The organism is Nocardia brevicatena NBRC 12119 (assembly GCF_000308495.1).
GTDB lineage: Bacteria > Actinomycetota > Actinomycetes > Mycobacteriales > Mycobacteriaceae > Nocardia > Nocardia brevicatena.
Map to the genome: position 1 here is coordinate 52617 of NZ_BAFU01000017.1, position 23994 is coordinate 76610.

Consider the following 23994-nt stretch of genomic DNA (forward strand, 5'->3'; position numbering starts at 1 on the left):
TCGAGCGGTTCGGTCAACTGGGGAGTGCCACGGCGGAGCTTGTGTGCGGTCACGGCATTCTGCGGACTATGTAGTTTACATAATGTTGATTATCGGCATTTTTTTGGAAGGGTTCGCATGGGGCTCGGATCTGTGTTGCGCGGCTTCGTCCGGCGTGATTCCCGATAATGACCGCAGCCGAGCACGGCCGGGCTTCGGACTCGCGCGTGCCGATGGCGTGGAATCTGGCATTCTGTTGCAGCCGCAGCGCACCGAGCCGGATTATGTCAATTACAGGCCCGCATCCGGACTCGGCTGCGGATCGCACCTGGGTTATATTTGCCCCAATAGCGTCCCCGGGCCAACGAAGCGCAGGAGTGACCAGCGCCGTCGGGCAAGGTGCCCTCCGGTGGAGGGATCTCCAGGATCGACTGTCACCTTTGTCCGGCATCCTTTACCGCAAACCCTCTCCCCTTCTCCCCCACACCGAATGCCGGAATTTGTCACAGTGACGATAATGTCAGGCTGGTCCTACGCTACCGTGGCCACGGTGTGGCGCCGTCTTATGCGATCACAATCTTGCCAGTCCCACCGCAACCTCGGGGCGCGCTGGTCGGTTGGCTCGCGCTGGTCGGTTGACTGTTGCCGAGCGTACGGCCCGGCTACGCGAACCCTGTGAGTGGGCGCCGGGACAACCCGACTCCTACCGGCGCTCCCTCGAAGGTCGGCATCTGGTTCCAGGCACACCGGCCTACAAGCTTGCCTGTGAGCCGACCGGTTTGACGATCGGGAGAGCCGGCCATGGCGGCGTTTTCGTCTGCTCCGCGAACCCTGAACATGCGGCGCGATTCAGCTGCCGGTAGCTCCTCGATCCTGTCGTCAGGGTTGGCAACCGGGTGGCCGCCGCCGCAGCGGCCGGTCGATATCCCCGCTCAGGTTGTCTGCGTGTCCCGCATCGTTCTGCGGATCTCGTTTTTGAGAATCTTGCCGATCTTGGAGCGGGGCAGTTCGGTCCAGATCTCGATGTCCTTGGGTGCCTTCACACTTCCGATCCGTTCTTTGACAAAGGCGATGATGTCCTCGCCCGCGACCTCTTGACCGGCGCGCAGTTCAACTGCTGCTGTGACGCGTTCGCCCCACTTGGGATCGGGGAGCCCGACGACCGCCGAGTCTTTGACGGCGGGATGTGCGAGCAGGGCTTGCTCCACCTCCGCCGAGTACACGTTGAATCCACCGGTGATGATCATGTCCTTCGCACGGTCGACCACGAACAGCAATCCCTCGTCGTTCAGGTAGCCGATGTCGCCCGTGTGGTGCCAACCGAAGGCACCGACCTCGGCCGTCGCCTCGGGGTTGTCGTGGTAGCCGTCCATTACCAGTGGTCCGCGGACGACGATCTCGCCGCGCTCTCCTCGAGGAAGCAGCGCGCCTTTCTCGTCCATGATGGCGACCGTGGTCAGCGGTGTGGGCCGTCCCGCCGACGCGAGACGCTCGGTCGCCACCGACCCGTCCGGGCGGAAGTGGTCGGCCGGTGCCAGCGTGGCGATCATATTCGGGGCCTCGGTCTGTCCGAACAGTTGGCCGAGAACGGGTCCGATCCGATGAAGTGCCTCCTCCAGTCGGGTCGGCGACATCGGGGCCGCCCCGTACCAAAGACATCGCAGTGAACCGAGGTCACGGTCGTCGAGGTCCGGGTGATCGAGGATGCCGTAGATCACCGTCGGTGGGAGGAACGCGTGCGTGATGCGGTGCCGCTCGATCAACGCGAGGAATTCGCCGATATCGGGAGCCGGCATGATCACGACCTCGCCGCCGAGGCTGAGGATCGGAAAGGTCAGCACACCCGCCGAATGGGTCAGCGGCGCGAGCGCGAGATATCTCGGCCGTTTGCCGAACGGATAGCTCATCAGCGCGAGCGCCGTCGAGGTCATTATGTTGTCCTCGGTGAGCCGCACACCCTTCGGTCGCCCGGTGGTGCCACCGGTGCCGGCCAACATGCACAAGCCGCCTTCCGGCCGACGCGTCTCGTCGGGTTCCGCGGGATGCTCGGCGACCCAGTCGTCGAAGCGCACCGCCCACTCGATGTCACCGTCGAGGCAGACGAGCCATTCGAGGCGTGGCAGGTCACCGCGAATCCGGTCGACCAGCCCGGTGAACTTCTCTTGGAAGAACAGCAGCCGACATCCGTAGAGGTCGAACAGCTGTCGGTTCTCGTCGGCCTCGTTGCGAGGGTTGACCGGGCACCACACCGCACCCGCCCGCGAGATGCCGAACACGCAGGTGAGTGCGAGGGGGTCGTTGGCCGCCAGAATCGCTACTCGATCACCCGCCTCGATGCCGGTGTGTTGTAGCGCGCCGCCGATCCGGATGGATTGATGCCGGACTTCGCCGTAGGTGGTGGTCACGCCGCCGGTTGTGAGGCAGGGTGCATCACAACCGAGCGACGCGCCTTTGTCGAGATAATCTGTGAGGCGCATCGTCGAACTCAGCGGTGGACCGTGACGATCGGGTCCAGCACGAGGCCGAACGCTCGCAGCGTCCCGAGCAGTTCGCGGTGTCCGAATGCCTGGCAGCTGGAAGCGAAGCCGACGCGTCGCGGTGGGCTCTGCAGCAGCTCGGCGGCGGCGTGCGCGTTGAGCAGGGCGGTCTGCTTGTAGTTGCAGTTACCGTGAATCACACAGTGCGCGCGCCCGAGCGGACCGGAGGCGTACACCGAGTCCAGGGAGGTGTTGATCCGGGGGTTTTCCCGCGGGGGCATCTCGCTGCGGATTGCCGCCGACTGCTCGTCGATGATCCGGTACTTCTCTTCCTCCGACTTGCCCTCCATCTGCTCGAGCGCTGCGGCCACCAGCACCGGCACGCCCTGCATCAGCGGACGGTTGAACACGCCACCCAGCGCGCGGGCGTTGGCGACGCGCGGATCGTTTTTGAACCACACCGGGTGTGAGGTGCCGCCCCACGGCAGCGCCAGGCCGAGATCGTGCTGACCCGGCACGCTGACCGTGTAGAGCCCATTCTCGGGAGGCCATTCGACGTACTCGTTCTGTTCGAGGTAGTACGCCTTGGCGAAGGCCGCGTTGGTGAGGATGGTGTTGGTCGACGCGACGGTGGGATGGCCCTTCCAGAACACCTGGATGTCGAGGGTGTCGAGTCCGGGGTTCTCCAGGCAGATGTTCGCGGCGATCTCACCGATCGAGTACATCTGCGCGAGCCCGGGCGTGAGAAGCAATCCGCGTGAGGCGAAGTCGGCGCCGTACCGGGCCTCCACGTCGATCATCCAGTTCTGTTCACCGTTGGTGTCGGTGTAGTGTGCCCCGATTTCCAGGCAGGCCTGCACGACCTCGTGACCGTAGCGGGCGAAGGGGCCGACGGTGTTGAGTACGACGTCCGCGCCTCGGAACGCCTCGGTCAGCGCGGCGGTGGTGTGCTCGACCTCGACGATTTCGTGGTCGATGGTATCGATGCCGGGGACGGCGTCGACCGCATTTTTTACTCGCCCGTGGTTACGGCCGGCGGCCAGGAAGGGAATGTTGTACTCGCGTAGGTACTCGCAGATGAGACGGCCGGTGTATCCGGAGGCTCCGTAAACGACGACGCGCTTGTCGGTGGGCATGACTGAACTCCTCGAATGTTGGGGCGTCGGTGGCAGGTTGCGATGGCCGGGGATGGTCGGGGGCTACATGCCCATGCCGCCGTCGACGGCGAGGCCGGCTCCGGTGATGAATTTCGCCGCGTCGGAGGCGAGGAAGACGACGGCATCGGCCATGTCGTCGATCTGGCCGAGGCGGCCGAGCGGGGTCAACTCGGCGACCGCCTGCGCGGCGGCCTCGGGGGACGGGAACAGGCCGAGTTCGGCGCAGTCGACGGCGAGCTTGTTGCCCATGGCGGTCGGGGTCAGTGCGGGATAGATGGAGTTGACCCGCACGCCGTAGCCGAGTTTGCCGGATTCGGCCGCGGCGACCCGGGTGAGGCGGTCGATGCCGGACTTGGTCGCCGAGTAGACGCTGATGCCTGGGAACGCGATCGTCGCGGCGACCGACGCGATGTTGACCACTGCTCCGCCGTTTCCGGCCGCGCCGCCAGGACGCATGGCGCGAAAGGCGTGCTTGATGCCGAGGGCCGTACCGAGCACATTGACCTCCAACATCCTCGACGCTGCGGCGGGGTCGAGATCGATCAGCAGATTCGTGACCTCGATGCCGGCGTTGTTGACGATGATGTCCAGTCCGCCCAATGCCTGCACCGTTGTGGCGACCGCCGACTCCCAGGCGGCGTCGTCGGTGACGTCGAAGGTGATGAACTCGGCTCTGGCCCCTGTCTTCCGGAGGGCTTCGACGGTCTGCTGTCCGCCGTCGGAGTTGACATCACCGATCGCCACCGAGGCGCCTGCCGCCGCGAGCGCTTCTGCCATACCCGCCCCCAGCCCCTGTGCACCGCCGGTCACCAGGGCGGTGCGTCCGGACAGGTCGTAGCTCGTCATATCCATACCTCTTCGTTGAGATCCGCAAGTGTCGAGAACTTGCGAGTGTGATGTGGGACACGGCGGGCGAGTGCTGTGTCGGAGGCCACACTAGATGGAAAACTTGACACTCGTCAAGATTTTTCTTGACACTCGTCAAGGGTGCCCGATGCGGGGGCCGCTACACTTACCGAACAGACATGACGTGACCCAGCCGACAGGATTCGACAACGTGACACAGGTCGCCGACTCCAAAGCCCGCGTGGAAGAACGCGCTCGTGACAAGTTCGAGGCGCGGCGTACCGAGCTGGCGCTGGCGACCCTGCACACGCTGGCGGAGCTCGGCTACGCGCGCACCAGCCTGCGCGAGATCGCACAGAACTCCGAGTACTCGCATGGCGTGCTGCACTATTACTTCTCCGACAAGCTCGACCTGATAACCCACGCCGTGCGCCAGTACGAGGCCATCTGTGTCACCCGATACGACGAGGTCGTCGCCTCGGCCGAGAGCGCCGAGGATTTGCGCACCGAGTTCGCCGCCACCTTTTTCGGCACCATGCAGACCGACGCCGCCATCCACCGACTCTGGTACGACCTGCGCAACCAGAGCCTCTTCGACGACTCCTTTCGCGACGACGTCCTCGACATCGAAGCCCGTCGTGAGGAGATGATTTGGCGGGTGATCTCGCGCTATTGCGAACTCGCCGGCACCGAACCGATTCTGTCGCCTGCCACCGCCTACGTCACCATCGACGGAATCTTCCAGCGCGCGCTGCTGCACCACATCGCCGGCCGAGTAACGGAGACCGATCAGGCACGCAACCAGCTGAACGCGGTGTTCGCGCTGCTGACCACCCCTTCCAGCTCTGCGACCTGCCCTACCAAGCGCAATACCGAGTAGGCGCATCAGCTCCCAGGATCCGCGCGACTTGCTCCCAGCTCAACGCCTTACTGGTGTCCGGCGGCGCGGGCCGTACCCGAAGACGCACCAGCGGGTCACCAGTCGACCAGTTCTGCTCCCGCCAGTGGGGGTCTCCTGGTAATAACCGTCGAAAATCCAACGGATATGCCGTAACTGCTGGTCCGGGTCTGATGTCCGCTAGGTTCGGCTGCGCCGCAGGGCGGTTGGTGATTGGCTTGGCGGCCGGAGGAGTTGTTCCGCTTCGAATTGCTGCTGCTCGACATTCCGGACCTGGACATGGCGAACCGATCCGGATTCCCGCTTTCAGGTTTCGCGCCGTAGGACGAGGGGCACCCGGGGTGCTGTTATGTTGTGCGCCGCCTTCGACTCGTGTTCAGGTATTCCGGCGTGAAGATGGCCGGAGCGGCGGCGCCGGTGCCGGGATCCGCGTCGGCGGGCGGGTCGCTGCGGGCGAATGCGTGTTTCAGCGGTCCGGCTTTCGACGCGTCGATATCGGTGTGTACCCGGCTCGTGTCCCGGAGTTCTTCCGCTCCTATGCCGCCCCGGTAGGTGTCGTTGAGGTACCCAACCGTGCGTGACGCATGGGAGCGCAGTTCATCGGTTAGGTCCAAGAGGGTTCGTATCAGCTTTGTTCCCGGCAACCGACCCCTCCGCGCTTCCGTTGTCTCGTGCGCGACAGTGATGTCGTTGCCATCTCGCTGCACCGATCATTTGCCCGTTCCTCCAGGGTGCCTTGGACATTTTGCTTTCGTTGATGTGGCGATCGATGGTGAGTTGAACTGGCGCTCGGCCAAGGCGACGAAGGTATCGAACAGCCGGCGAATCGTTCCGGTTCTTGGACAACAGGGACATCTCGAACGCACTCTCCCGGGTTGGGAGGTGTTGTACGTGGAGCCCGATACTCGCGCTGCTGTCGCGTGCTCGGTGTGCTCGAGAGTTGTTCGTGCGGAAGAGTTTCCGGTGATCCGCTCACTTCTGCAAAAAGTCGCGCTGAGCAGTTGCCGCAGACAATGGACTATTGGTTTCCCACCGGACTCGTCACGGCAGTCCAGAGCAGGTGACGGCGCCGGAGTCGGGCGTTCTGTCCGAGTGTTGCGGCGTGGAGCGGGGTCAGGCACCGACGTAGGCGGCGAGGTGCTCGCCGGTGAGGGTGGAGCGGGCGGCGATGAGGTCGGCGGGTGTGCCTTCGAAGACGATCCGGCCGCCGTCGTGGCCGGCGCCGGGGCCGAGGTCGATGATCCAGTCGGCGTGCGCCATGACCGCTTGGTGGTGTTCGATGACGATAACTGATTTACCGGAGTCGACCAGGCGGTCGAGCAGGCCGAGTAGGTGCTCGACGTCGGCGAGGTGCAGGCCGGAGGTCGGTTCGTCGAGGACGTAGACACCACCCTTCTCGGCCATGTGGGTGGCCAGTTTGAGTCGCTGTCGCTCGCCGCCGGAGAGCGTGGTGAGGGGTTGGCCGAGTGCGAGGTAGCCGAGTCCGACGTCGGCGAGCCGTTCGAGGATGGCGTGCGCGGCCGGTGTGCGTGCTTCGCCGGCGCCGAAGAACTGTTCGGCCTCGGTCACCGACATCGCGAGGACCTCGCTGATGTCACGGCCCCCGAGGTGGTATTCCAGTACGGCCGCCTGGAACCGCTTTCCTTCGCACTCCTCGCAGGGGGTGACGACACCGGCCATCATCGCCAGGTCGGTGTAGACGACGCCGGCGCCGTTGCAGGTGGGGCAGGCGCCTTCGGAGTTGGCGCTGAACAGGGCCGGTTTCACGCCGTTGGCTTTCGCGAATGCCTTGCGGATGGGGTCGAGCAGGCCGGTGTATGTCGCCGGGTTGCTTCGTCGCGAGCCGCGGGTGGGGGTCTGGTCGACCGTCACCACGCCCGCGGAGGCGGGGATGGAGCCGTGGATCAGTGAGCTTTTGCCGGATCCGGCGACGCCGGTGACGACGCAGAGCACTCCGAGTGGGATGTCGACATCGACGTTCTGCAGGTTGTGGGAGGTGGCGCCGCGGATTTCCAGCGTGCCGGTGGGGGTGCGCGGTGTTTCCGCGAGGGCGGGCCGGTCGTCGAAGTGGCGTCCGGTGACGGTGCCGCCGGCCCGCAGCCCTTCGACGGTGCCTTCGTAGCAGATGACGCCGCCCGCTGTACCGGCGCCGGGGCCGAGGTCGACGATGTGGTCGGCGATCGCGATCGTTTCCGGTTTGTGTTCCACGACGAGCACCGTGTTGCCCTTGTCGCGCAACCGCAGCAGCAGGTTGTTCATCCGCTGGATGTCGTGGGGGTGCAGGCCGGCGGTGGGTTCGTCGAAGACGTAGGTGATGTCGGTGAGTGAGGAGCCGAGGTGGCGGATCATCTTGACGCGCTGCGCCTCACCGCCCGAGAGCGTGCCCGATGAGCGGTCGAGGGAGAGGTAGCCGAGCCCGATCTCCACGAACGAGTCGAGGGTCTGTTGCAGCGCGGTGAGGAGCGGTGCCACTGTCGGCTCGTCGAGGCCGCGGATCCATTCGGCGAGGTCTCTGATTTCCATGGCGCACGCGTCGGCGATATTGATCCCGCGGATGCGGGAGGAGCGGGCTTCTTCGCTGAGCCGGGTGCCGTCGCATTCGGGGCAGGTGGTGAAGGTGACCGCTCGTTCGACGAAGGCCCGGATGTACGGTTGCATCGCCTCGGGATCCTTGCCGAGGAAGGATCTGCGCACTTTGGGGATCAGGCCTTCGTAGGTGAGGTTGACGCCGTCGATTTTCACCTTGACCGGCTCTTTGTGAAGAAAGTCGCGCAGTTCCTTCTTCGTGTACTCCCGGATGGGTTTGTTGGGGTCGACGAAGCCCGATTCGGCGTAGACGCGCACCGTCCAGAAGCTGTCGGATTTCCAGCCGGGGATGGTGAACGCGCCTTCGGCGAGCGATTTGGAGTCGTCGTAGAGCTGGGTGAGGTCGATATCGGTGACGGCGCCCCGGCCTTCGCAGCGGGTGCACATGCCGCCGGTGCGGGAGAAGGTCGCTTTCACGGGTTTGGTTTTGCCCGCGCCGCGTTCCACCGTGATCGCGCCGCTTGCCCGGACCGATGCGGTGTTGAAGGAGAACGCGCTGGGCGGGCCGATATGCGGGTCTCCGAGGCGGCTGAACAGGATGCGCAGCATAGCGTTGGCGTCGGTGGCGGTGCCGACCGTGGAGCGGGGGTCGGCGCCCATCCGCTGTTGGTCGACGATGATGGCGGTGGTCAGCCCGTCGAGGACGTCGACCTCGGGGCGCGCCAGTGTGGGCATGAAGCCTTGGACGAAGGCGCTGTAGGTTTCGTTGATCAGTCGCTGAGATTCCGCGGCGATCGTGCCGAACACCAGTGAGCTCTTGCCCGAGCCGGAGACGCCGGTGAATACCGTCAGCCGGCGTTTGGGGATCTCGAGGCCGATGTCGCGGAGGTTGTTCACGCGCGCGCCGTGGATGCGGATCAGGTCGTGGCTGTCGGCGGCGTGCGGCGCAGGCGATTGCGTGTCCGTCGTGGTGACCGTGGTCATCGTGTCTTCCTCTGGTGCGCGGGGCAGCCGGCGCGGTCCTGGGTCGGGGTTGGTGGGCTCGATCCGATCGACGTCGAGCCGAGGTTGGTCTCGGTATGAGCACGCACGGTGGTGTTTTGTCCGCGCCTTCGCTCGTGGGCAGGTCGCGGGTGCGGCCCGGGTACCGGGCCGCCGTGGGTGTCGCGCTCGGATTCCTTCGCGGGGCCGTCCGTACCGGGTGTGGCCGCGTGTGCCGGTTGCTCAGCGCAGTTCTTGGATGCGGATCAGGTTGCCCGCAGGGTCGCGGAAGGCGCAGTCGCGGATGCCGTACGGTTGCTCGACCGGTTCCTGGACGACTTCGACGTCGCCGGCCTGTAGCCGTTCGAAGGTGCTGTCGAGGTCTTTGGTGGCCAGGTTGATGGCGGCGTAGGTGCCTTTGGCCATCATTTCGGTGATGGTGCGGCGTTCTTCGTCGGTGATACCGGGGTCGGCGCCGGGCGGGTACAGGACGATGGAGGTGCCGGGCTGGCCGAGGGGGCCGACCGTGATCCAGCGCATCCCGTTGTATCCGACGTCGTTGCGGATCTCGAAGCCGAGGGTATCGCGATAGAAGGCCAGGGCGGCCTCCGGGTCGTCATGTGGGAGGTAGGTCTGGTGAATGGTGATGTCCATGGCTGTCACGCTAAAGGTGTCCTCCGGTCGGTGCTTCTCGATTCCTGATCGGTCTGGTTACCTGTTTCGCCACGCATGGCGGCATCCCCACCGTGGCGTTCATCGCTTGGCGTCGGTAGACGCTGGGCGGTACGCCGACCAGTTCGGTGAAGCGGGTGCTGAAGGTGCCCAGTGACGAGCAGCCGACCGTGAAGCAGACCTCGGTGACACTGAGGTCGCCGCGGCGCAGTAGCGTCATCGCGCGCTCGATACGCCGTGTCATCAGGTAGGAGTATGGCGATTCGCCGTAGGCGCGACGGAATTCGCGGCTTAGGTGTCCGGCCGACATGTGCGCGTCGCGGGCGAGTGCTTCGACGTCCAGCGGCTGTGCGTATTCCCGGTCGATCCGGTCGCGGACGCGGCGCAGTCGCGCGAGGTCGCGCAGGTGCTGTGCCGTGGCGGGTTTGCTGGTCACATGCCAGATCGTGCCATGTCGTGCCGGAGTTGCCCAGCGCTGAGGGCCTCGGCTTCACGCCGCGTCCGTTCCGCTCCGGGCCGATGCCCGTTCGAGCGCTCGGGTCGAGGGTCGTTCGGCACTCCCCCGCGGCGCGCCTTGCTCATACCTTATTCGTCACCGTGACCGTTCATTACCTGCGCGGGAGTATCGAGGCGGTGGACCTGGACCCGGTGGCGTTGCCCGCGTCCGCCGCGTCGACGATGAATTTCCCCTCGGCGACCGGGAGCGAGGTGAAGGCCTGGCGCGATATATGGGTACGGCCCGCGGCGGAGGTGATCGATCGTCTCGTCGCGGAGCATCGGAGTGCGCGGGAGCGGCCGGCGGCGCTGCCGTGGGATAGTCGTTGTGCGGAGGGTGCGCCGGTCGGGCAACGGTTGTGGCGTAGGTGTGTGGTCGCTTCCGGGGCGGGGACAGTATTCGAATCAGGCGTGGTTCAACTATTTTCCCGTATGGCGGATATTGCTTGACTGCGAACATGTCCCCCGAGGGAGGTCGCGATATGGCCTATCGAGCGGAGTCGTTCCGTGCCGATACCCTGATCACGGTCGCGGAGCTGGCGGACCGGTTCGCGGCGGCCGAACCGGTGACGATTGTCGATGTCCGGTGGCGGCTCGATTGTCCCGACGGTCGCGCCGATTACGTGCTCGGGCATATCCCGGGCGCCGTGTACGCCGATCTGGAGACCGAGTTGTCGGATCATTCGGTGTCCGGGCATGGTCGGCATCCGCTGCCCAAGGGGGTGGTGGTGCAGGCCGCGGCGCGACGGTGGGGTGCTCGTGCCGGTGTCCCGATCGTGGTGTACGACGACTGGAACCGTGCGGGATCGGCGCGTGCCTGGTGGGTGCTGCGGGCGGCGGGTATCCATCATGTCCGGATTCTCGACGGTGGGCTGGGGGCATGGGTGGCGGCCGGGTACGAGCTCGCCGATGGTGTCGAGCGTCCGGTTCCCGGTGATATCCGGGTCGCGTTCGACGACCTGTACGACGGTGCGCTGACCACTTTGAGCACGGTCGAGACGGCTGCGGTGCCCGGTCGGGGGGTGTTGGTCGATGCCCGGTCGCCGGAACGCTTCCGAGGTGAGATGGAGCCGGTGGATCCGGTGGCGGGGCATATTCCCGGTGCCCGCAATGTGCCCGGCACCGCGCTGCTCGACGGTCGCGGATTTTTCCGTCCGTCGGCGGAACTTGTCGCGCTGTTCGCCGAGGCCGGGGTCGGGGACGCGCCCACGGTCGGCGTCTACTGCGGATCGGGGGTGACGGCGGCCGTCGGTATCGCTGCCCTGAAACTGGTGGGGATCGATGCGGCGCTGTATCCGGGGTCGTGGTCGCAGTGGAGTGCGCATCCGTCGGGTCCGGTCGCCGTGGGGGATGCCGACGAGCCGAGCGGAGCCCGCTGACCGAGCGGATTCCGCGGTTTCGGTGGAGCGGCTCGTCGGCCGGTGATCGGTCAGGGCCGGGTGTGGATGAAGCGTTCGGCGAAGCGTGACAGTTGGTCGCGTTGTTCGGTGGGGTCGGAGGCGGTGGCGCTGACCACGACCCCGGGTGACGCCTTGGGCGGTGAAGGCCTCGAGCCGTTCGTCGGTCAGGTCGAGTCCGCTCCACCGGGTGTATTCGAGGTGGTCCGGGTCGCGCCCGGTTTCGGCGGCGGTCGTGCGCGCGAGTTCCCATTGGGCCGCGCGTTCCTGTGGGAGCAGCGCGCCGCCGGCGAAGTAGCCGTCGCCGCGCAGTCCGGCCCGGCGCGCGGCGGCGCGGCTCGAGCCGCCGACGTGGATGGGCAGTGTCGTGGCCTGGTGGGGTTTGGGGAACTGGACGAGTTCGTCGAAGGAGAAGAATTCGCCTCGGTAGTCGACGCCGTCGTCGCCGCCGGTCCATAGGAGGCGCAAGACGTCGATCGCTTCGTCGGCGCGGCGGCCGCGGGTGCGGTAGTCGACGCCGATGGCCTCGGCTTCTTTCGGGAGGGTGCCCAATCCCACTGTCAGCAGCCGCATCCGACCTTTGGACAGGATGTCGATGGTCGCCAACTGTTTGGCGAGCACCACCGGGTGCCGGTACGGCAGCAGCAGTACCCCGGTGCCCAGCAGGAGTCGTTCGGTGGCCGCGGCGATGAAGGCGAGGGTGTCGAGCGGGTCCGGAACGGCACCGAGGGCGCGATGTCGAAGCTGTGCAGTTGCGCTCCCGGATACAGGACCAGGTGTTCGGGCACGTACAGGGCCTCGAACCCGCATGTCTCGGCGTGTTGCGCGTAGGCGATGATCCGATCCGGGTCCGTGCCGAAACCGGAGCTGCTGTAGCCGACCGCGAACTTCATACCTGATCCCATCCGCCGGGTATCCACCGTCGATACCACCTCGGCTGCTCGGTTCCGAGCTGTTGTCCCGTAGACCAACCGCGTTGCGGTGGCCTGGAATTCCCGGACGGAGGCATCGCCTTTCGCCGTGGCGTGGGCCAGTGGTCAGGCGTGTTTCTGCTCGAGCGAGTCGTGTTCGCGGATCGAGGCACGGCTGCGACGTGTCATGGCGGTGAACATGGCGTGGAACAAGCTTCCGTACAGGCGTCCAGGAAGTATGGCATTCCGGTCGGGTGATGTCAGCGGTTCACGGGAGTGGCCCTGGAACCGCGGGTTGTCCCTGCCCAACATCCCGTAGTACTGTCCAGACAGATGTCCACCATGGATCCTGGACAGCAATCTGGGGAAGGATTTCCACATGGCTCTGGTGAAACCACCGCGGGTGTCCGGAGGCGAGCACGAATACGGTCACCTGGAGGAGTTCCGCACCGACCCGATCGCGCTCATGCGCCGGGTCCGCGAGGAATGCGGCGATGTGGGCATGTTCGAACTCGCCGGACGCCAGGTCATCCTGCTCTCGGGCGCCGAGGCGAACGAATTCTTCTTCCGCGCCGCCGACGAGGACCTCGACCAGGCCGCGGCATACCCGTTCATGAAACCGATCTTCGGTGAGGGCGTCGTCTTCGACGCCGGCCCCGAACGGCGCAAGGAGATGCTGCACAACTCCGCCCTGCGCGCCGAACAGATGCGGGGGCACGCCGGCACCATCGAGAACGAGGTGAACCGGATGCTGGCCTCCTGGGGCGGGGAAGGCGAGATCGATCTGCTCGACTTCTTCGCCGAACTCACCATCTACACCTCCTCGGCGTGCCTGATCGGGGTGAAGTTCCGCAACGAACTCGACAGTCGGTTCGCGCACCTGTACCACGACCTGGAACGCGGCACCGACGCACTGGCGTATGTGGACCCGTACATGCCGATCGACAGTTTCCGACGGCGCGACGAATCCCGGGCCGAACTGGTGGGACTGGTGCAGGAGATCATGAACGGGCGAATCGCGAACCCGCCGAAGAACAAGGAGAACCGCGACCTGCTGGACGTGCTGGTCTCCGTTACCAAGGAGGACGGCAGTCCCCAGTTCAGCGCCAGTGAGATCACCGGCATCTTCATCTCCATGATGTTCGCCGGACACCACACCACCTCCGGGACGGCGGCGTGGACGGTGATCGAACTGCTACGGCATCCGGAGGTCCTGGCCGGTGTCGTCAAGGAACTCGACGAACTCTACGCCGACGGACAGGAAGTGAGTTTCCACGCCCTGCGGCAGATCCCGCAGTTGGAGGCCGTACTGAAGGAGACCCTGCGGCTGCACCCGCCGCTGATCATCCTGATGCGGGTCGCTCAGGGCGAATTCGAGGTCCGCGGGCACACCATCACCCCCGGTGACCATGTGGCCGCCACACCCGCCATCTCCAACCGGATCTCCGAGGACTTCCCCAACCCCGACACCTTCGACCCCGGCCGCTACATCGACCCGAACCAGGAAGATCTCGTCAACCGCTGGACCTGGATCCCGTTCGGCGCCGGCCGGCACCGTTGCGTGGGGGCGGCGTTCGCGCTCATGCAGCTCAAGGCGCTCTTCTCGATCCTGTTGCGGGACTGGGAGTTCGAGATGGCACAGCCGACGGAAACCTACCGCAACGACCATTCGAAGATGGTGGTGCAAATGCAACAGCCGTGCACGGTGCGCTACCGTCGGCGCAGGGACCGCTGACGGCGTACGTGATCACGCAGCGCTGCTGCAACAACGCCTCCTGCGTGACCGGACTCCCCCCGGGCGCGTCGTAAGGATTTGACGCTACTGTCCGCCCACGACAGCGCCGGACCGGCCGCGATATTCATGAGAACGCGCTGAGGCCGGCCGGGTACATGCCGTTGAGCCTGATGCTGTCGCCCGCACCTGCTGCGAGTGCGCCGGTTCCTGCCGATGCTCGCCGCGGTGGAATCGGTCCGCTCCATTCTGTATTTCGGCGGTGACACCGTCGGCGACCATCTGGTCGCCTTCGCGATGCGGGTGCGATCTCCCTGGCGTGCGTACTCGTCGTCGACAGGGTCTGGCCCCTACCGAACAAAGGAGAACACCGTGGCCGCCGACTCGCCGGCCGTCCTCGTCCCCGGTAGCTGAGCGGGACCCGGGATCGTCACCGCCGAACTCGTCGCGACCAGGGAACGTAGTGCGCAAGCCCGGTCCTTCAGGACCGGGTCGGCGAACCGAATCCGTTGTCGCCACTCCGGGCGTTCAAAGCCCTGCCGCGACGACCGCATATGTTGCGGCCGTCGCGGCAGGGCCGACCTCCCCTCGTGTCGGTCAGCGGGCCCGACGCAGCCCGAGATACTGCAGGGTGGCGAATACCCCCACCACAAGGGCCTGCAACACCGCCCACACCACACCGACGGCGGTGAGGCCGAGGCCGCCGGCGGTGGCGATCACACTGCCCACCACCCAGGCGGCGTTGACCGCGATGACGCCCGCCGACGCGCCACCCGATATCCGGGACGGCGCCGCGACCACCGCGACCGCCACGGCGTAGGCGAGGAGGAAGACACCGATGGCGATTCCGATTCCTCGGTCGAGGCCGAGCAGGGATTCGATCGGGCCCGACAGCGCCAGGTAGGCCAGGCCGTTGACGCCGGTGACGACCGCGTCGACACGCAGCGACAGTCGCAGCAGCGCGTCGCCCGGGGCGAGCAGGGAGGTGCGGATATCGAGGGCGGTGGACATGGTGGTGTTTCCTTTCGGTGGTGCGGGGCCGGTGGGTCAGGCGGCGCTGGGGACCCGATCGAGGAAGCCGTAGACGGTGGCGATCCGGTCACCGTCGACCACGGCGACGTCGAAGCCGACCACGACGGCCAGCCCGTCGGCCGGGCCGAGCTCCCAGGTGAAACGGACCTGCTCGTGGTGGCCGTCCACCGGGCCTGCCAACCGGAACACCCAGTCGGGGAACTGGGCTTGGGCGGCGGCGATCCCCGCGTCGATCGCGTCGTGTCCGCGGACCGCCATCAACGGATCGGTGTAGGTGGCATCGGGGGTGAACACCCGGGCCACCGCGGCCTTGCGGGCCGTCGGGTCGATGATGTTCCAAACCTCGAGGTATTGCGCGACGATATCGTTCACAATGTCTCCTTCACAGCCTCGACCAGGGGTTTTCCGGTCGTTGTCGGTACGTGGATCACGGTATGTCCCCGAGTGGAGGCAGCGAATCGGTCGCCTATCAGTACTTTTCCGACCGGCTGCGCCGGCGGTGTAGGTCATGGCGGCTACCGTGGCCGGATGCTGTACGGACGCAAGGCCGAGCAGGCCCGCATCGATGCCCTGCTGGACGCGGCGCGCCAGGGCCGCAGCGGCGCCCTGGTGTTGCGCGGTGAACCCGGTATCGGCAAGACCGCGCTGCTGGATTACGCCGCCGGACAAGGGCTCCGAACCATCCGCGGTGCGGGGATCGAATCGGAGGCCGAACTACCGTTCGCCGGCCTGCACCTGCTGGTGCGCCCGACCCCGGAACTGTTGGACACGCTGCCGCCGCCGCAGCGCGCGGCGCTGCACGGCGCGTTCGGGCTGGCCGAGCAGGACCACGGCGACCGCATGCTGGTGGGGCTGGCGGTACTGTCGCTGGTCGCCGAGGAAGCCGCCCCGGGTCCGTTGGTGTGCCTGATCGATGATGCGCAGTGGCTCGACCGCGCCACCGCCGAGGCCCTGTTGTTCGCCGCGCGCCGGTTGGACGCCGAAGGTGTCGCCATGATCTTCGCGGCCCGCACCGGCGCGAACGATTTCCCCGCACCCGGACTGGAGGAACTGCGTATCACCGGTCTACCGCAATCGGCGGCGGCGGCCCTGCTCGACACCCGATATCCGCAACTGCCGCCGAGCACCCGGTACCGGCTGCTGATCGAAGCGGCGGGAAACCCCCTGGCACTGCTGGAATTACCCGGCGTGCTCGGCGCGGACGCCGCCGGCTTCGGACCGGATCCCCTGCCGCTGACCCAGCGGTTACAGGTCGCCTTCCACGGTCAGGTGGCGCGGCTTCCCGCGCCGACCCGGCGGCTGCTGCTGGTGGCCGCGGCCGCCTACGCGTCCGACCTCGATACCGTATTGCGCGCCGCGGCCGAACTGGACGCCGGACTGTCCGACCTGCGCCCCGCCGAAGAAGCCGGCCTGGTCACCGGCGACGGCCACCGACTGGCGTTCCGGCATCCGCTGCTGCGGTCGGCGATCTACCGGGGAGCCGCCCTGGGCGAGCGACTGTCCGCGCATCGGGCGCTGGCCGCGGCGGCGACCGCACCCGAGGACGCCGATCTGCGGGCCTGGCATCTGGCCGCGGCGGCCACCGGTCCCGACGAGTCCGTCGCGGCTGCGCTCGAACGCACCGCCGACCGCGCACGGCGCCGCAGCGGCCATCACGGCGCGGTCGCCGCCTACTCCCGGGCCGCCGGTCTGAGCACCGACCCCACCGGACGGTTGCGTCGTCTGGTAGCGGGTGCCGAAACAGCTGCCGAGACAGGGCTTTTCGAAATAGCGTGCCGACTGGCCGATCGCGCCGCCGACCACGATACCGACTCGGCCATCGCAGCACGGCTCGATCTGGTGCGCGCGCTGGCGGAGTTCGGCGCGGGTCGGCCGCGGACGGCGCATCCGCTGCTGCTGCACGCCGCCGAGACCGTGCGGGACCGGGAACCGCTGCGGGCCGCGCGCATCCTCACCCAGGCCGTGCACACCGCGTGGTATCTAGGGACCGACGAACTCGCCGGGGTCAGCGCCGGTTTCGAGGAACTGCACCTACCCGCCGACGATCCGATGACCCCCATCGCCGGATACACCCTCGCCGCCATCGAGGGCCGCTACACCGTGGACCTGGCTGCGGCGGCGGCAACGGCCCGAGCGCACGGTGCCGACAGCCCACGCGATCTGGTGCAGCTGTGCGGGGCGGGACTGGTGGTCGGGCAGGACGACCAGGTCGGCGATCTGGCGGCCGAGCTCATAACCGAATGCCGGGACCAGGGCCGGCTCGCGTTGCTGCCGCCACTGCTGTTCTTTCGCGCGGAGGCCGAGGCCGCATCGGGTCGGCCGGGTGAGGCCGAGATCGCCGCCACCGAAGGACTGCGCATCGCCGAGGATATCGGCCTCGGTCAGTGGATCGGCCAGCACAACGCCTACCTCGCATATCTCGCGGCGATCGCCGGGTGCGAGGACGAGTGCCGAGAAAGGGCCGAGCGCGCGACCGCCGAAGAGTTCGGCGGCGCCACCGCACCGGGAGCCGGATGGGCGCATGCGGCGCTGGGCGTGCTCGACCTCGGCTTCGGCCGGGTGGACAGTGCGCTGGCGCGGTTGACGACGCTGAACGACACGCCGCTGCGTCATCATGTCGCCGGGCTGCGTGCTCTGCCGGATCTGATCGAGGCCGCTGTTCGCCTCGGCGCGCCGGAGCGCGCCGAGGATGCGATGAACCGGCTGGCGGCATGGGCGGCGTCCTCCCGGCAGGGGTGGGTGGCGGCGCTGGCGCAGCGCTGTCACGGTCTCCTCACCGCCGGTACCGACCCGGCCGCCGAGAAGTTCTACCGGGAGTCGTTGCGACTCGGCGGCAGGCCGCTGGAGCAGGCACGAAGTCGACTGGTCTATGGGGAATGGTTGCGCCGGGCGCGCCGGAAGACCGAGGCGCGTTCCCAGCTGCAGCAGGCCGCGGAGATCTTCCAGCGGCTCGGTGCCGCCCCGTGGACACGGCGGGCGGCGACCGAACTGGCTGCCCTCGGGGTCGCCGGGCCCGCACCCGCCGCCCCGACCGCGATATCCCAACTGACCCCGCAGGAGTTGCAGATCGTGCGGCTGGCGGCGCGGGGCCTGTCCAACCGGGATATCGCCGCGCAGTTGTTCCTCAGCCCGCGAACGGTGGGACACCACCTGTACAAGGCGTATCCGAAGCTGGGTGTCGCCTCCCGCGGCGAGCTGAGCGATCTCGATCTGGGGCACGAGTAAGTCCGTCACCGGACCGGCCCGCCTACAGCGGTGTTCGGATCGGCGTGCTCGTCCGGCGGGGCGACAGTTCGCCGCAGTCGTGGGTGTAGGGGGTCGAGGAACATCGGCGCGAAATGTTCCGGTAGCACTCAATCGGCCTTCCAAGCGGCCGAGAGTCGCGCTGAGCCCTGAAACCGGCGTGATCGAACATGGAACAACTCGCCGTCCGGGGCCGCCCGCCTACATCCGTACGGACGGTCCGGTTGACCCACCTTGTTGTATATGCAACAATATCGGTGTGAGCATCTCTTCCGTCGACGAGATCGTGGGTGGCTGCATGGCGGTGAGGGCTCGACTGATCAGCCGAGCCCTCACGAGCCTCTACGACGGCGCCCTCGATAGTCATGGTTTGACCATTGCTCAGGTCAATCTCCTGGCCGCCCTGGGCAAGGTCGGTCCGTGTCCCCCATCGAAGCTCGGCGAGGTGCTGCAACTGGATAGATCCACGGTCAGCAGGAACCTGAATCTACTGCTGAAACACGGCTTGATCGAGACCGTGTCGTCCGATGCGAAAGGAATACGGGAGGTTGCACTCAGCCGGGCCGGGCAGGCCAAGATCGAGTCCGTGATGCCCGAGTGGCGACAGGCCCAACGGCAGGCCGCACAGCTTCTCGGGACCACGGGCGTGCTCGCGGTCCAGGGGATCGCGAGCAGCATGGGGTACCCGCCGGACGCCTAGTGAACAGGGATTGGCTCGCGGTCGACCCCACGGCATATGTTGTATATACATCATGAAGGGAAAGCTCATGAACACATATTTCGCGAACAAGGTGGTACTGGTCACGGGCGCATCAGGTGGAATCGGGAAAGCCGTCGCGCTGGCGTTTGCCAAGGAAGGAGCACAGTTGGTTCTCGCAGCCCGATCGGTCGACCGGCTTGCTCAGGTAGAGAAGGAAATTCGCGATCTCGGCTCAGAAGCGCTGACGGTACCGACTGACGTGACCTCCCACGATGGGGTGGCAAACCTGGTAGACGCCGCAGTCAACCGATTCGGAAGGATCGACGTCCTGGTGAACAATGCCGGAATCGGGAAGGTGGGCGTTGTCGAATCGGCGGCGTTCGAAGACAACGTCCACCAAACACTGCAGGCCAGCCTTTTCGGGATGATCAACGTGACGCAACGCGTACTTCCGATATTTCGGCGACAGGGATCAGGCGCGATCGTCAACATGTCCTCGGTGATGGGACGCAAAGCGTTCTCTCGATTCGGCTCATACGCGATCGTGATGCACGCCGTCTCCGCATTCTCCGACAGTCTTCGCCAAGAGGTGGCCGGCGGCGATATCCGGGTCTCGGTGATCTATCCGGCGCTCACCGCCACCGACCTGTTGAGGGAAGCACAGGAAGCCGAGATGCCTCCCCCGTTCCGGCACATGACACCGCTGTCGCCTGAAGCGGTCGCGCGAGCTGTGGTAGCCGCCGTGCGGCGCGGGAAGCGCCGTGTCGTGTTGCCGCGAACGGCAAACATGCTACTGCTCGGCGAAGCTTTCTCACCTCGTATCGGCGATTCGATCGCCACCGCTCTATCGAAGCGGCCCATCACCAGGCTGCTCGGCATGAGCCGCGGAAAAACCTACCACGAAACAATCTCGAATCATCCAAGGCCTCTACACCAACCTGGGTGAGACGACGAGATCGGTGAAACCTGCGCCCGCACCGGCGTCGCGATCAGGGGTCGCCGTAGTATCGGCCGAATTTCGGGCGGATATGGCGTAGCTACTGGTCAGTGGGTGCGGGAAGCGCCGGGGCCGATGAGGCTGTCAGTTCGCGCATCGCCTGGGGTGAGGGTTTGAAGTAGCGGCGCAGGTTCTCGGCCTTGCGGTGCCGCGATTTGGCCATCAGTTCGAGCAGGCTCGCGCCGGATTCGCCGAGGTGGGTCAGGCCGGAGTGCCGGAGTTCGTGCAGGTCCCAGCCGGTGCCGGGCCCACTGGTGGCGGTGGCGGCGTCGAGGAGATCGCGGGCCTGGTCGTAGGACAGCCGTGCAAGCCCGGTGTCGGGGCACAGGTCGCGGTCGGCGAGGTATTTCCCGGACCCGGGACGCCGGTGGGTGACGAACACCGGTCCACGAGTCCGGCCGGGGTAGTAGCCGGGCGGTGCCGGCGTCCCAGTAGACCGCTTCCAGGACGTGTTCGTGGTGGGTGGCGCCGCGGCGGCGGGTGCGGGGTTTGGCCCCCTTGGACTTCACCCGGGCGCACCGGCCCGCCAGGTCGAGGTCTTCGATGTTGAGCTGGAGCAGTTCCTCTGCGCGAGCGCAGGTTTCATACAGCATCCGCCACAGTGTCTTCTCTCGCAGATGGATGTCGCGGCGGGAGATGAGCCGGTCGATCGCGGTCCGCGAGCGCACCGGTGTCTCGGAGTCCGGTGGGGTCGATCGCGCGGCCGTGACCGGGACTTGCGGGGCGCGCCGGCCTTGCTCACGACACCAGGACAGCCATTTCGCGACCGCGGCACGGCGCACGTTCCAGGTGTTGACCGCCGCTTGGCCCCACAGGGATTCGAGTGCTGCGTCGATCTCGTCGTCGGTGACCGAGTCCAGGGCCCGGCTGGGGCCGGGCAGTCCGTCCGGATCGCGGCCGTCGAGCGCATCGACGGTCTTGACGACCGCGATGCCGTAGGCGCGGTGGGTGTTGCCGGGCCCGAGGGTGCCCAGGAACGCCTCGGCGAATCCGCGCAGAGTGCGGGGCGCGGCGGTGTGGATCCGGGTCACGGTCGCGGCCATCGGGTCCGCCTCTCCGCGTTGCCCCGGATAACGGGGGCGCTTCATGTCGTCGCCGTGACAGTGGCGCCGCAGGCCGGATCTGATGCTACCCCGGATAACAGGCCGTTATCCGGGGTAGCGCCGTGGGGGTGGCCGGGGGCCGTGGAGGTCAGATGTTGAAGCGGCCGGCGAAGCCGCGCAGGGGCAGGTCGGCGCTGGTGATGATGCCGGGGCGGGCGGCGACGACGGATTTGATGGAGTTGAGGGCGGGCAGGCCGGTGACGGTCATGCCGATGGCGGCGAAGTTCTCCGGGTTGGACAGGTCGAAGCCTTTACGTGGGAAGATCATGTGCTTGCTGTAGATGTTGGGGCCGCCGGTGACCTGGGTGATGTAGCAGCCCTTGATCTCCCACGACGGGTCGGTGTGCGGGGTCATCTGCCACTCCAGGTGGGTCTCCACGCGCGCGACGCCGTCGACCATGCCCTGGTACTTGATGTAGTTGGCGCCGAGCGAGCCCTTGGGCATGAAGTACCAGCCGAGGTCGATGTCCTTGGTGCAGGCGCCGAGTTCGTAGCTGAATGTCACCTCGTCGAGTTCGAGTCCGAAGGCGTCGGCCATGAGGTAAACCGAGTCGGCGAAGACGGCGGTGTACTTGTAGAGCGAATCGGGAATGGTCGGATCGTCGATCGGGCGGCCGTAGCCGACGGCCTTCCAGGTGTCCACGGAGTGATGGCAGGACACATCCACGGATTCGGTGACGGTGACGTTCTCGATGTCGGCGACGTCGGCGGTGTGCACGATGCCGAGGATCTGGCACAGGCCCGGATTCATGCCGGTGCCGTAGAAGGTGGAACCGCCATGCCCACAGGCGGCCGCGATGACGTCGCTGACCTGCGGCCCGAGGGATGCGGGTGGTTGCGGTCGCGGTGGAAACCGGTGATCCAGTCCGCGGTGGTCACCACATTGATGCCCGCCTCGAGCACTTTTTCGTAGAGTTCCTCGTCCGGGAACACGCCGTGGAAGGTGAGCACGTCGGGCCGCGCGGCGATGATCTCCTCGACCGAGCCCGTAGCGACCACCCCGATCGGGCCGATGCCCACGATCTCCCCAGCGTCGCGGCCGATCTTGTCGGGTGAATAGCAGTGCAGGCCGACGAGTTCGAGATCGGGATGGTTATAGAACTGCACGGCCCATTCGCGCAGCGCCTTGAAGCCCTTGAACTCCTTCTGCGACAGGGCGGGCGGGTCGGAGTAGCGCTGATGCGCCCAGATGTGGAGGTCGGCTTCGAACTGCTCGATCACGAAATCGGCCATGGTCTTGCCGTAGCGGCCGATCTCGGGGCTCTCGTCGCCGGGCTTGCGGCCGATCCACACGGTGAACCGCACATCGGAGGTGTATTCGTCGACCGGTGTCACCGCGGGCATGGTGCGGTTGTCGACCATGCCCCAGCTCTTGGTGATCGAACAGCCCAATCCGGCGTTGATCGATTCCACGCCACTGTTGACCTGGTCCTCGGCGATGCCTTCGTCGAAGGCGATGGTGAAATCGACGTAGGAGACCGGTCCGGAGAAATCGTGACGGGTGAACTCCGGTACGAACGGCGTCTTGTGCACCACCTTGAAATGCGCGAAGTCGACGCCGTTCTCCATGACGTACTGCGGATGCAGTTCCAGGCCCGGCCGGAACAAAGTCGCGGCGGGCACCGGCGGATAGTAGTCCGCGGCGGTCTTGCCGTCACCGAACGCCTCGAACATGTCCGGCACCTCGAAATACGGTGCGCGGTCGGCGGTGTCATACCAGATCCACACCGCCTCGTTGCGCTCGACGACCGGGTAACTGCGGATGCGGCGACCTTTGTTGGGGCGGCTCTCGTAGGGGATGCACACATTTCGGCCCTCGCGATTCCACTCCCACCCATGGAATGGGCATACCAGGTTCTCGCCCTGGACCTGTCCGCCGTAGCCGAGGTGGGCGCCGAGGTGTTCGCAGTAGGCGTCGAAGACCGCGAGGTCGCCGGACGCCGATCGCCACCCCACCATCTCACGCCCGAAGTACTTCATCCGGTGCACCGCGCCGACCTCGATCTCGGTGCTCCACGCGACTTGGAACCATCCCGTCGGTTCCATCGACAGCGGTGGTTTGGCCATCTCGATCCTCCTCGTCTTCGAGGGCTGTCCGTCTCGGCGCGGATCGTCGGCTCCGCGCTCGGCGAACACGACAATAGAATCCTCTTTGAAACAATGCAAGAGGGTTGGTTGAAATTGGATTCCCCAGGTCAATCGGGGTAGTATCGACCCCCGTGACGGAGGTAGCGGTGAACGGGAGACGCGCGAACAAGCGCGGGATCCAATCGCGGGAAGCCATGCTCGAGGCGGCGATCGCCTCGCTGTCGACCGGCGATCGCGCCGCGGTCTCCGGCAACCGGATTGCGCGTGACATCGGCGCGACCTGGGGTGTCGTCAAATACCAGTTCGGCGACATCGACGGCCTGTGGGCCGCGGTCCTGCGCTACACCGCCGACAAGCGCGGGGACCTGCCCGCGGGAGTCAAACCGGACGGCACCCTGCACGAACGGATCACCGCCCTCATCCACGCGATGGCCATCGGACTACGCCGGCCCGAGTCATTGGCCATCGAGACCCTGCGCGCGGCGCTACCCCGCGACCACGCCGAACTCGAACGCGACTACCCGCTCACCGCCGCCGAGCTGGCGTCCTGGAAACCGCACTGGGACGAGGCATGTCAGCGGGCCTTCGCTGATCTGGAACTCGATCCGGTCAAGGTGCGCCGGGTGGCGGCGCTGATCCCGGCCGCCATGCGCGGAATCACCTCCGAGCGAACCCTGGGCACCTACGGCGACCTCGACGACGCTATCGAAGGGCTCATCGGCGGCATGGTCGCCTACCTCGAAAGCTGAGCCGGTCTCGG

The 23994-nt window shown here is 66.5% G+C and carries 19 protein-coding genes and 3 pseudogenes; 9 read left to right on the top strand and 13 right to left on the bottom strand.

Annotated elements, in window-relative coordinates:
- Positions 1-911 precede the first annotated feature (911 nt).
- The 3 genes from ON20_RS03465 to ON20_RS03475 form a co-directional block, all read right to left on the bottom strand.
- On the bottom strand, positions 912-2456 hold the full coding sequence (locus tag ON20_RS03465; protein ID WP_040833431.1) for an AMP-binding protein: 1545 nt from the start codon (positions 2454-2456) through the stop codon (positions 912-914).
- Positions 2457-2464: 8 nt separating this feature from the next.
- Positions 2465-3592, bottom strand: a complete 1128-nt coding sequence (locus ON20_RS03470; RefSeq protein WP_040833432.1) for a DUF5938 domain-containing protein — start codon at positions 3590-3592, stop codon at positions 2465-2467.
- A gap of 63 nt (positions 3593-3655) precedes the next feature.
- Positions 3656-4459, bottom strand: coding sequence for an SDR family NAD(P)-dependent oxidoreductase (locus tag ON20_RS03475; protein WP_040833486.1), 804 nt, complete (start codon positions 4457-4459; stop codon positions 3656-3658).
- 211 nt (positions 4460-4670) lie between these two features.
- Here ON20_RS03475 and ON20_RS03480 point away from each other — a divergent pair, with 211 nt between their 5' ends.
- Positions 4671-5339, top strand: coding sequence for a TetR/AcrR family transcriptional regulator (locus tag ON20_RS03480; protein ID WP_051161558.1), 669 nt, complete (start codon positions 4671-4673; stop codon positions 5337-5339).
- A gap of 365 nt (positions 5340-5704) precedes the next feature.
- Here ON20_RS03480 and ON20_RS03485 read toward each other — a convergent pair whose 3' ends face one another.
- The 4 genes from ON20_RS03485 to ON20_RS03500 all read right to left on the bottom strand — a co-directional run bounded on the left by ON20_RS03485 (position 5705) and on the right by ON20_RS03500 (position 9972).
- Entirely contained in the window at positions 5705-5971 is a 267-nt protein-coding gene (locus tag ON20_RS03485; protein WP_040833434.1) for a hypothetical protein, read from the bottom strand.
- A 499-nt stretch (positions 5972-6470) separates the two neighbouring features.
- Positions 6471-8867 (bottom strand): ATP-binding cassette domain-containing protein, encoded by a 2397-nt coding sequence (locus tag ON20_RS03490; RefSeq protein WP_040833436.1) that lies wholly within the window; start codon positions 8865-8867, stop codon positions 6471-6473.
- 240 nt (positions 8868-9107) lie between these two features.
- Positions 9108-9518 (bottom strand): VOC family protein, encoded by a 411-nt coding sequence (locus tag ON20_RS03495; RefSeq protein ID WP_040833488.1) that lies wholly within the window; start codon positions 9516-9518, stop codon positions 9108-9110.
- 10 nt (positions 9519-9528) lie between these two features.
- A complete protein-coding gene (locus ON20_RS03500) occupies positions 9529-9972 on the bottom strand; it encodes a helix-turn-helix transcriptional regulator (RefSeq protein WP_040833438.1) in 444 nt (147 codons plus the stop codon).
- A 161-nt stretch (positions 9973-10133) separates the two neighbouring features.
- Between ON20_RS03500 and ON20_RS03505 the strand changes: the two genes are divergently transcribed.
- Positions 10134-10481, top strand: a complete 348-nt coding sequence (locus ON20_RS03505) for a hypothetical protein (protein WP_157228671.1) — start codon at positions 10134-10136, stop codon at positions 10479-10481.
- Positions 10482-10513: 32 nt separating this feature from the next.
- Complete coding sequence (locus ON20_RS03510) at positions 10514-11410, top strand: sulfurtransferase (protein ID WP_040833442.1); 897 nt, start codon at positions 10514-10516, stop codon at positions 11408-11410.
- A gap of 201 nt (positions 11411-11611) precedes the next feature.
- On the opposite strand, the pseudogene ON20_RS03515 reads toward ON20_RS03510, so the two are convergent.
- Positions 11612-12238, bottom strand: a pseudogene (locus ON20_RS03515) (TIGR03619 family F420-dependent LLM class oxidoreductase); the annotation flags it as partial.
- A 480-nt stretch (positions 12239-12718) separates the two neighbouring features.
- Here ON20_RS03515 and cyp51 point away from each other — a divergent pair.
- Together cyp51 and ON20_RS37765 are read left to right on the top strand one after the other, a co-directional pair.
- Positions 12719-14074, top strand: coding sequence for a lanosterol 14-alpha demethylase (cyp51, locus tag ON20_RS03520; RefSeq protein WP_040833444.1), 1356 nt, complete (start codon positions 12719-12721; stop codon positions 14072-14074).
- A gap of 195 nt (positions 14075-14269) precedes the next feature.
- The gene (locus ON20_RS37765; protein WP_040833446.1) at positions 14270-14485 is read left to right on the top strand and encodes a hypothetical protein; all 216 of its coding nucleotides are present in this window, start codon (positions 14270-14272) and stop codon (positions 14483-14485) included.
- 183 nt (positions 14486-14668) lie between these two features.
- On the opposite strand, the gene ON20_RS03530 is transcribed toward ON20_RS37765, so the two are convergent.
- Both ON20_RS03530 and ON20_RS03535 read right to left on the bottom strand, forming a co-directional pair.
- Positions 14669-15082 carry a hypothetical protein gene (locus tag ON20_RS03530; protein WP_040833447.1) on the bottom strand — a complete coding sequence of 138 codons (414 nt, stop codon included), beginning with the start codon at positions 15080-15082 and terminating at the stop codon, positions 14669-14671.
- 36 nt (positions 15083-15118) lie between these two features.
- On the bottom strand, positions 15119-15475 hold the full coding sequence (locus ON20_RS03535; protein WP_040833448.1) for a nuclear transport factor 2 family protein: 357 nt from the start codon (positions 15473-15475) through the stop codon (positions 15119-15121).
- A gap of 156 nt (positions 15476-15631) precedes the next feature.
- On the opposite strand from ON20_RS03535, the gene ON20_RS03540 reads away from it, so the two are divergent.
- The 3 genes from ON20_RS03540 (at position 15632) to ON20_RS03550 (ending at position 19992) form a co-directional block, all read left to right on the top strand.
- Positions 15632-18328, top strand: a complete 2697-nt coding sequence (locus ON20_RS03540; RefSeq protein ID WP_040833449.1) for a helix-turn-helix transcriptional regulator — start codon at positions 15632-15634, stop codon at positions 18326-18328.
- 277 nt (positions 18329-18605) lie between these two features.
- On the top strand, positions 18606-19046 hold the full coding sequence (locus ON20_RS03545) for a MarR family winged helix-turn-helix transcriptional regulator (protein ID WP_040833450.1): 441 nt from the start codon (positions 18606-18608) through the stop codon (positions 19044-19046).
- A 67-nt stretch (positions 19047-19113) separates the two neighbouring features.
- Complete coding sequence (locus ON20_RS03550; protein WP_157228672.1) at positions 19114-19992, top strand: SDR family NAD(P)-dependent oxidoreductase; 879 nt, start codon at positions 19114-19116, stop codon at positions 19990-19992.
- Positions 19993-20083: 91 nt separating this feature from the next.
- Here ON20_RS03550 and ON20_RS38500 read toward each other — a convergent pair whose 3' ends face one another.
- The 3 genes and pseudogenes from ON20_RS38500 to ON20_RS38515 all read right to left on the bottom strand — a co-directional run.
- Positions 20084-20425 (bottom strand): site-specific integrase, encoded by a 342-nt coding sequence (locus ON20_RS38500; protein WP_245547015.1) that lies wholly within the window; start codon positions 20423-20425, stop codon positions 20084-20086.
- An 809-nt stretch (positions 20426-21234) separates the two neighbouring features.
- Positions 21235-22241 (bottom strand): annotated as a pseudogene (locus tag ON20_RS38510) (NAD(P)H-dependent amine dehydrogenase family protein); the annotation flags it as partial.
- Positions 22242-23213: pseudogene (locus ON20_RS38515) on the bottom strand (Rieske 2Fe-2S domain-containing protein); the annotation flags it as partial.
- 152 nt (positions 23214-23365) lie between these two features.
- On the opposite strand from ON20_RS38515, the gene ON20_RS03570 reads away from it, so the two are divergent.
- Complete coding sequence (locus ON20_RS03570; RefSeq protein WP_040833451.1) at positions 23366-23983, top strand: TetR/AcrR family transcriptional regulator; 618 nt, start codon at positions 23366-23368, stop codon at positions 23981-23983.
- Positions 23984-23994 lie beyond the last annotated feature (11 nt).

Coding starts and splice junctions, on each gene's coding strand:
- ON20_RS03490 (WP_040833436.1), bottom strand. CDS start 8,867: ATGACCACGGTCACCACGACGGACACGCAATCGCCTGCGCCGCACGCC.
- cyp51 (WP_040833444.1), top strand. CDS start 12,719: ATGGCTCTGGTGAAACCACCGCGGGTGTCCGGAGGCGAGCACGAATAC.
- ON20_RS03495 (WP_040833488.1), bottom strand. CDS start 9,518: ATGGACATCACCATTCACCAGACCTACCTCCCACATGACGACCCGGAG.
- ON20_RS03550 (WP_157228672.1), top strand. CDS start 19,114: ATGAACACATATTTCGCGAACAAGGTGGTACTGGTCACGGGCGCATCA.
- ON20_RS03540 (WP_040833449.1), top strand. CDS start 15,632: ATGCTGTACGGACGCAAGGCCGAGCAGGCCCGCATCGATGCCCTGCTG.
- ON20_RS03465 (WP_040833431.1), bottom strand. CDS start 2,456: ATGCGCCTCACAGATTATCTCGACAAAGGCGCGTCGCTCGGTTGTGAT.
- ON20_RS03530 (WP_040833447.1), bottom strand. CDS start 15,082: ATGTCCACCGCCCTCGATATCCGCACCTCCCTGCTCGCCCCGGGCGAC.
- ON20_RS03510 (WP_040833442.1), top strand. CDS start 10,514: ATGGCCTATCGAGCGGAGTCGTTCCGTGCCGATACCCTGATCACGGTC.
- ON20_RS03475 (WP_040833486.1), bottom strand. CDS start 4,459: ATGACGAGCTACGACCTGTCCGGACGCACCGCCCTGGTGACCGGCGGT.
- ON20_RS03470 (WP_040833432.1), bottom strand. CDS start 3,592: ATGCCCACCGACAAGCGCGTCGTCGTTTACGGAGCCTCCGGATACACC.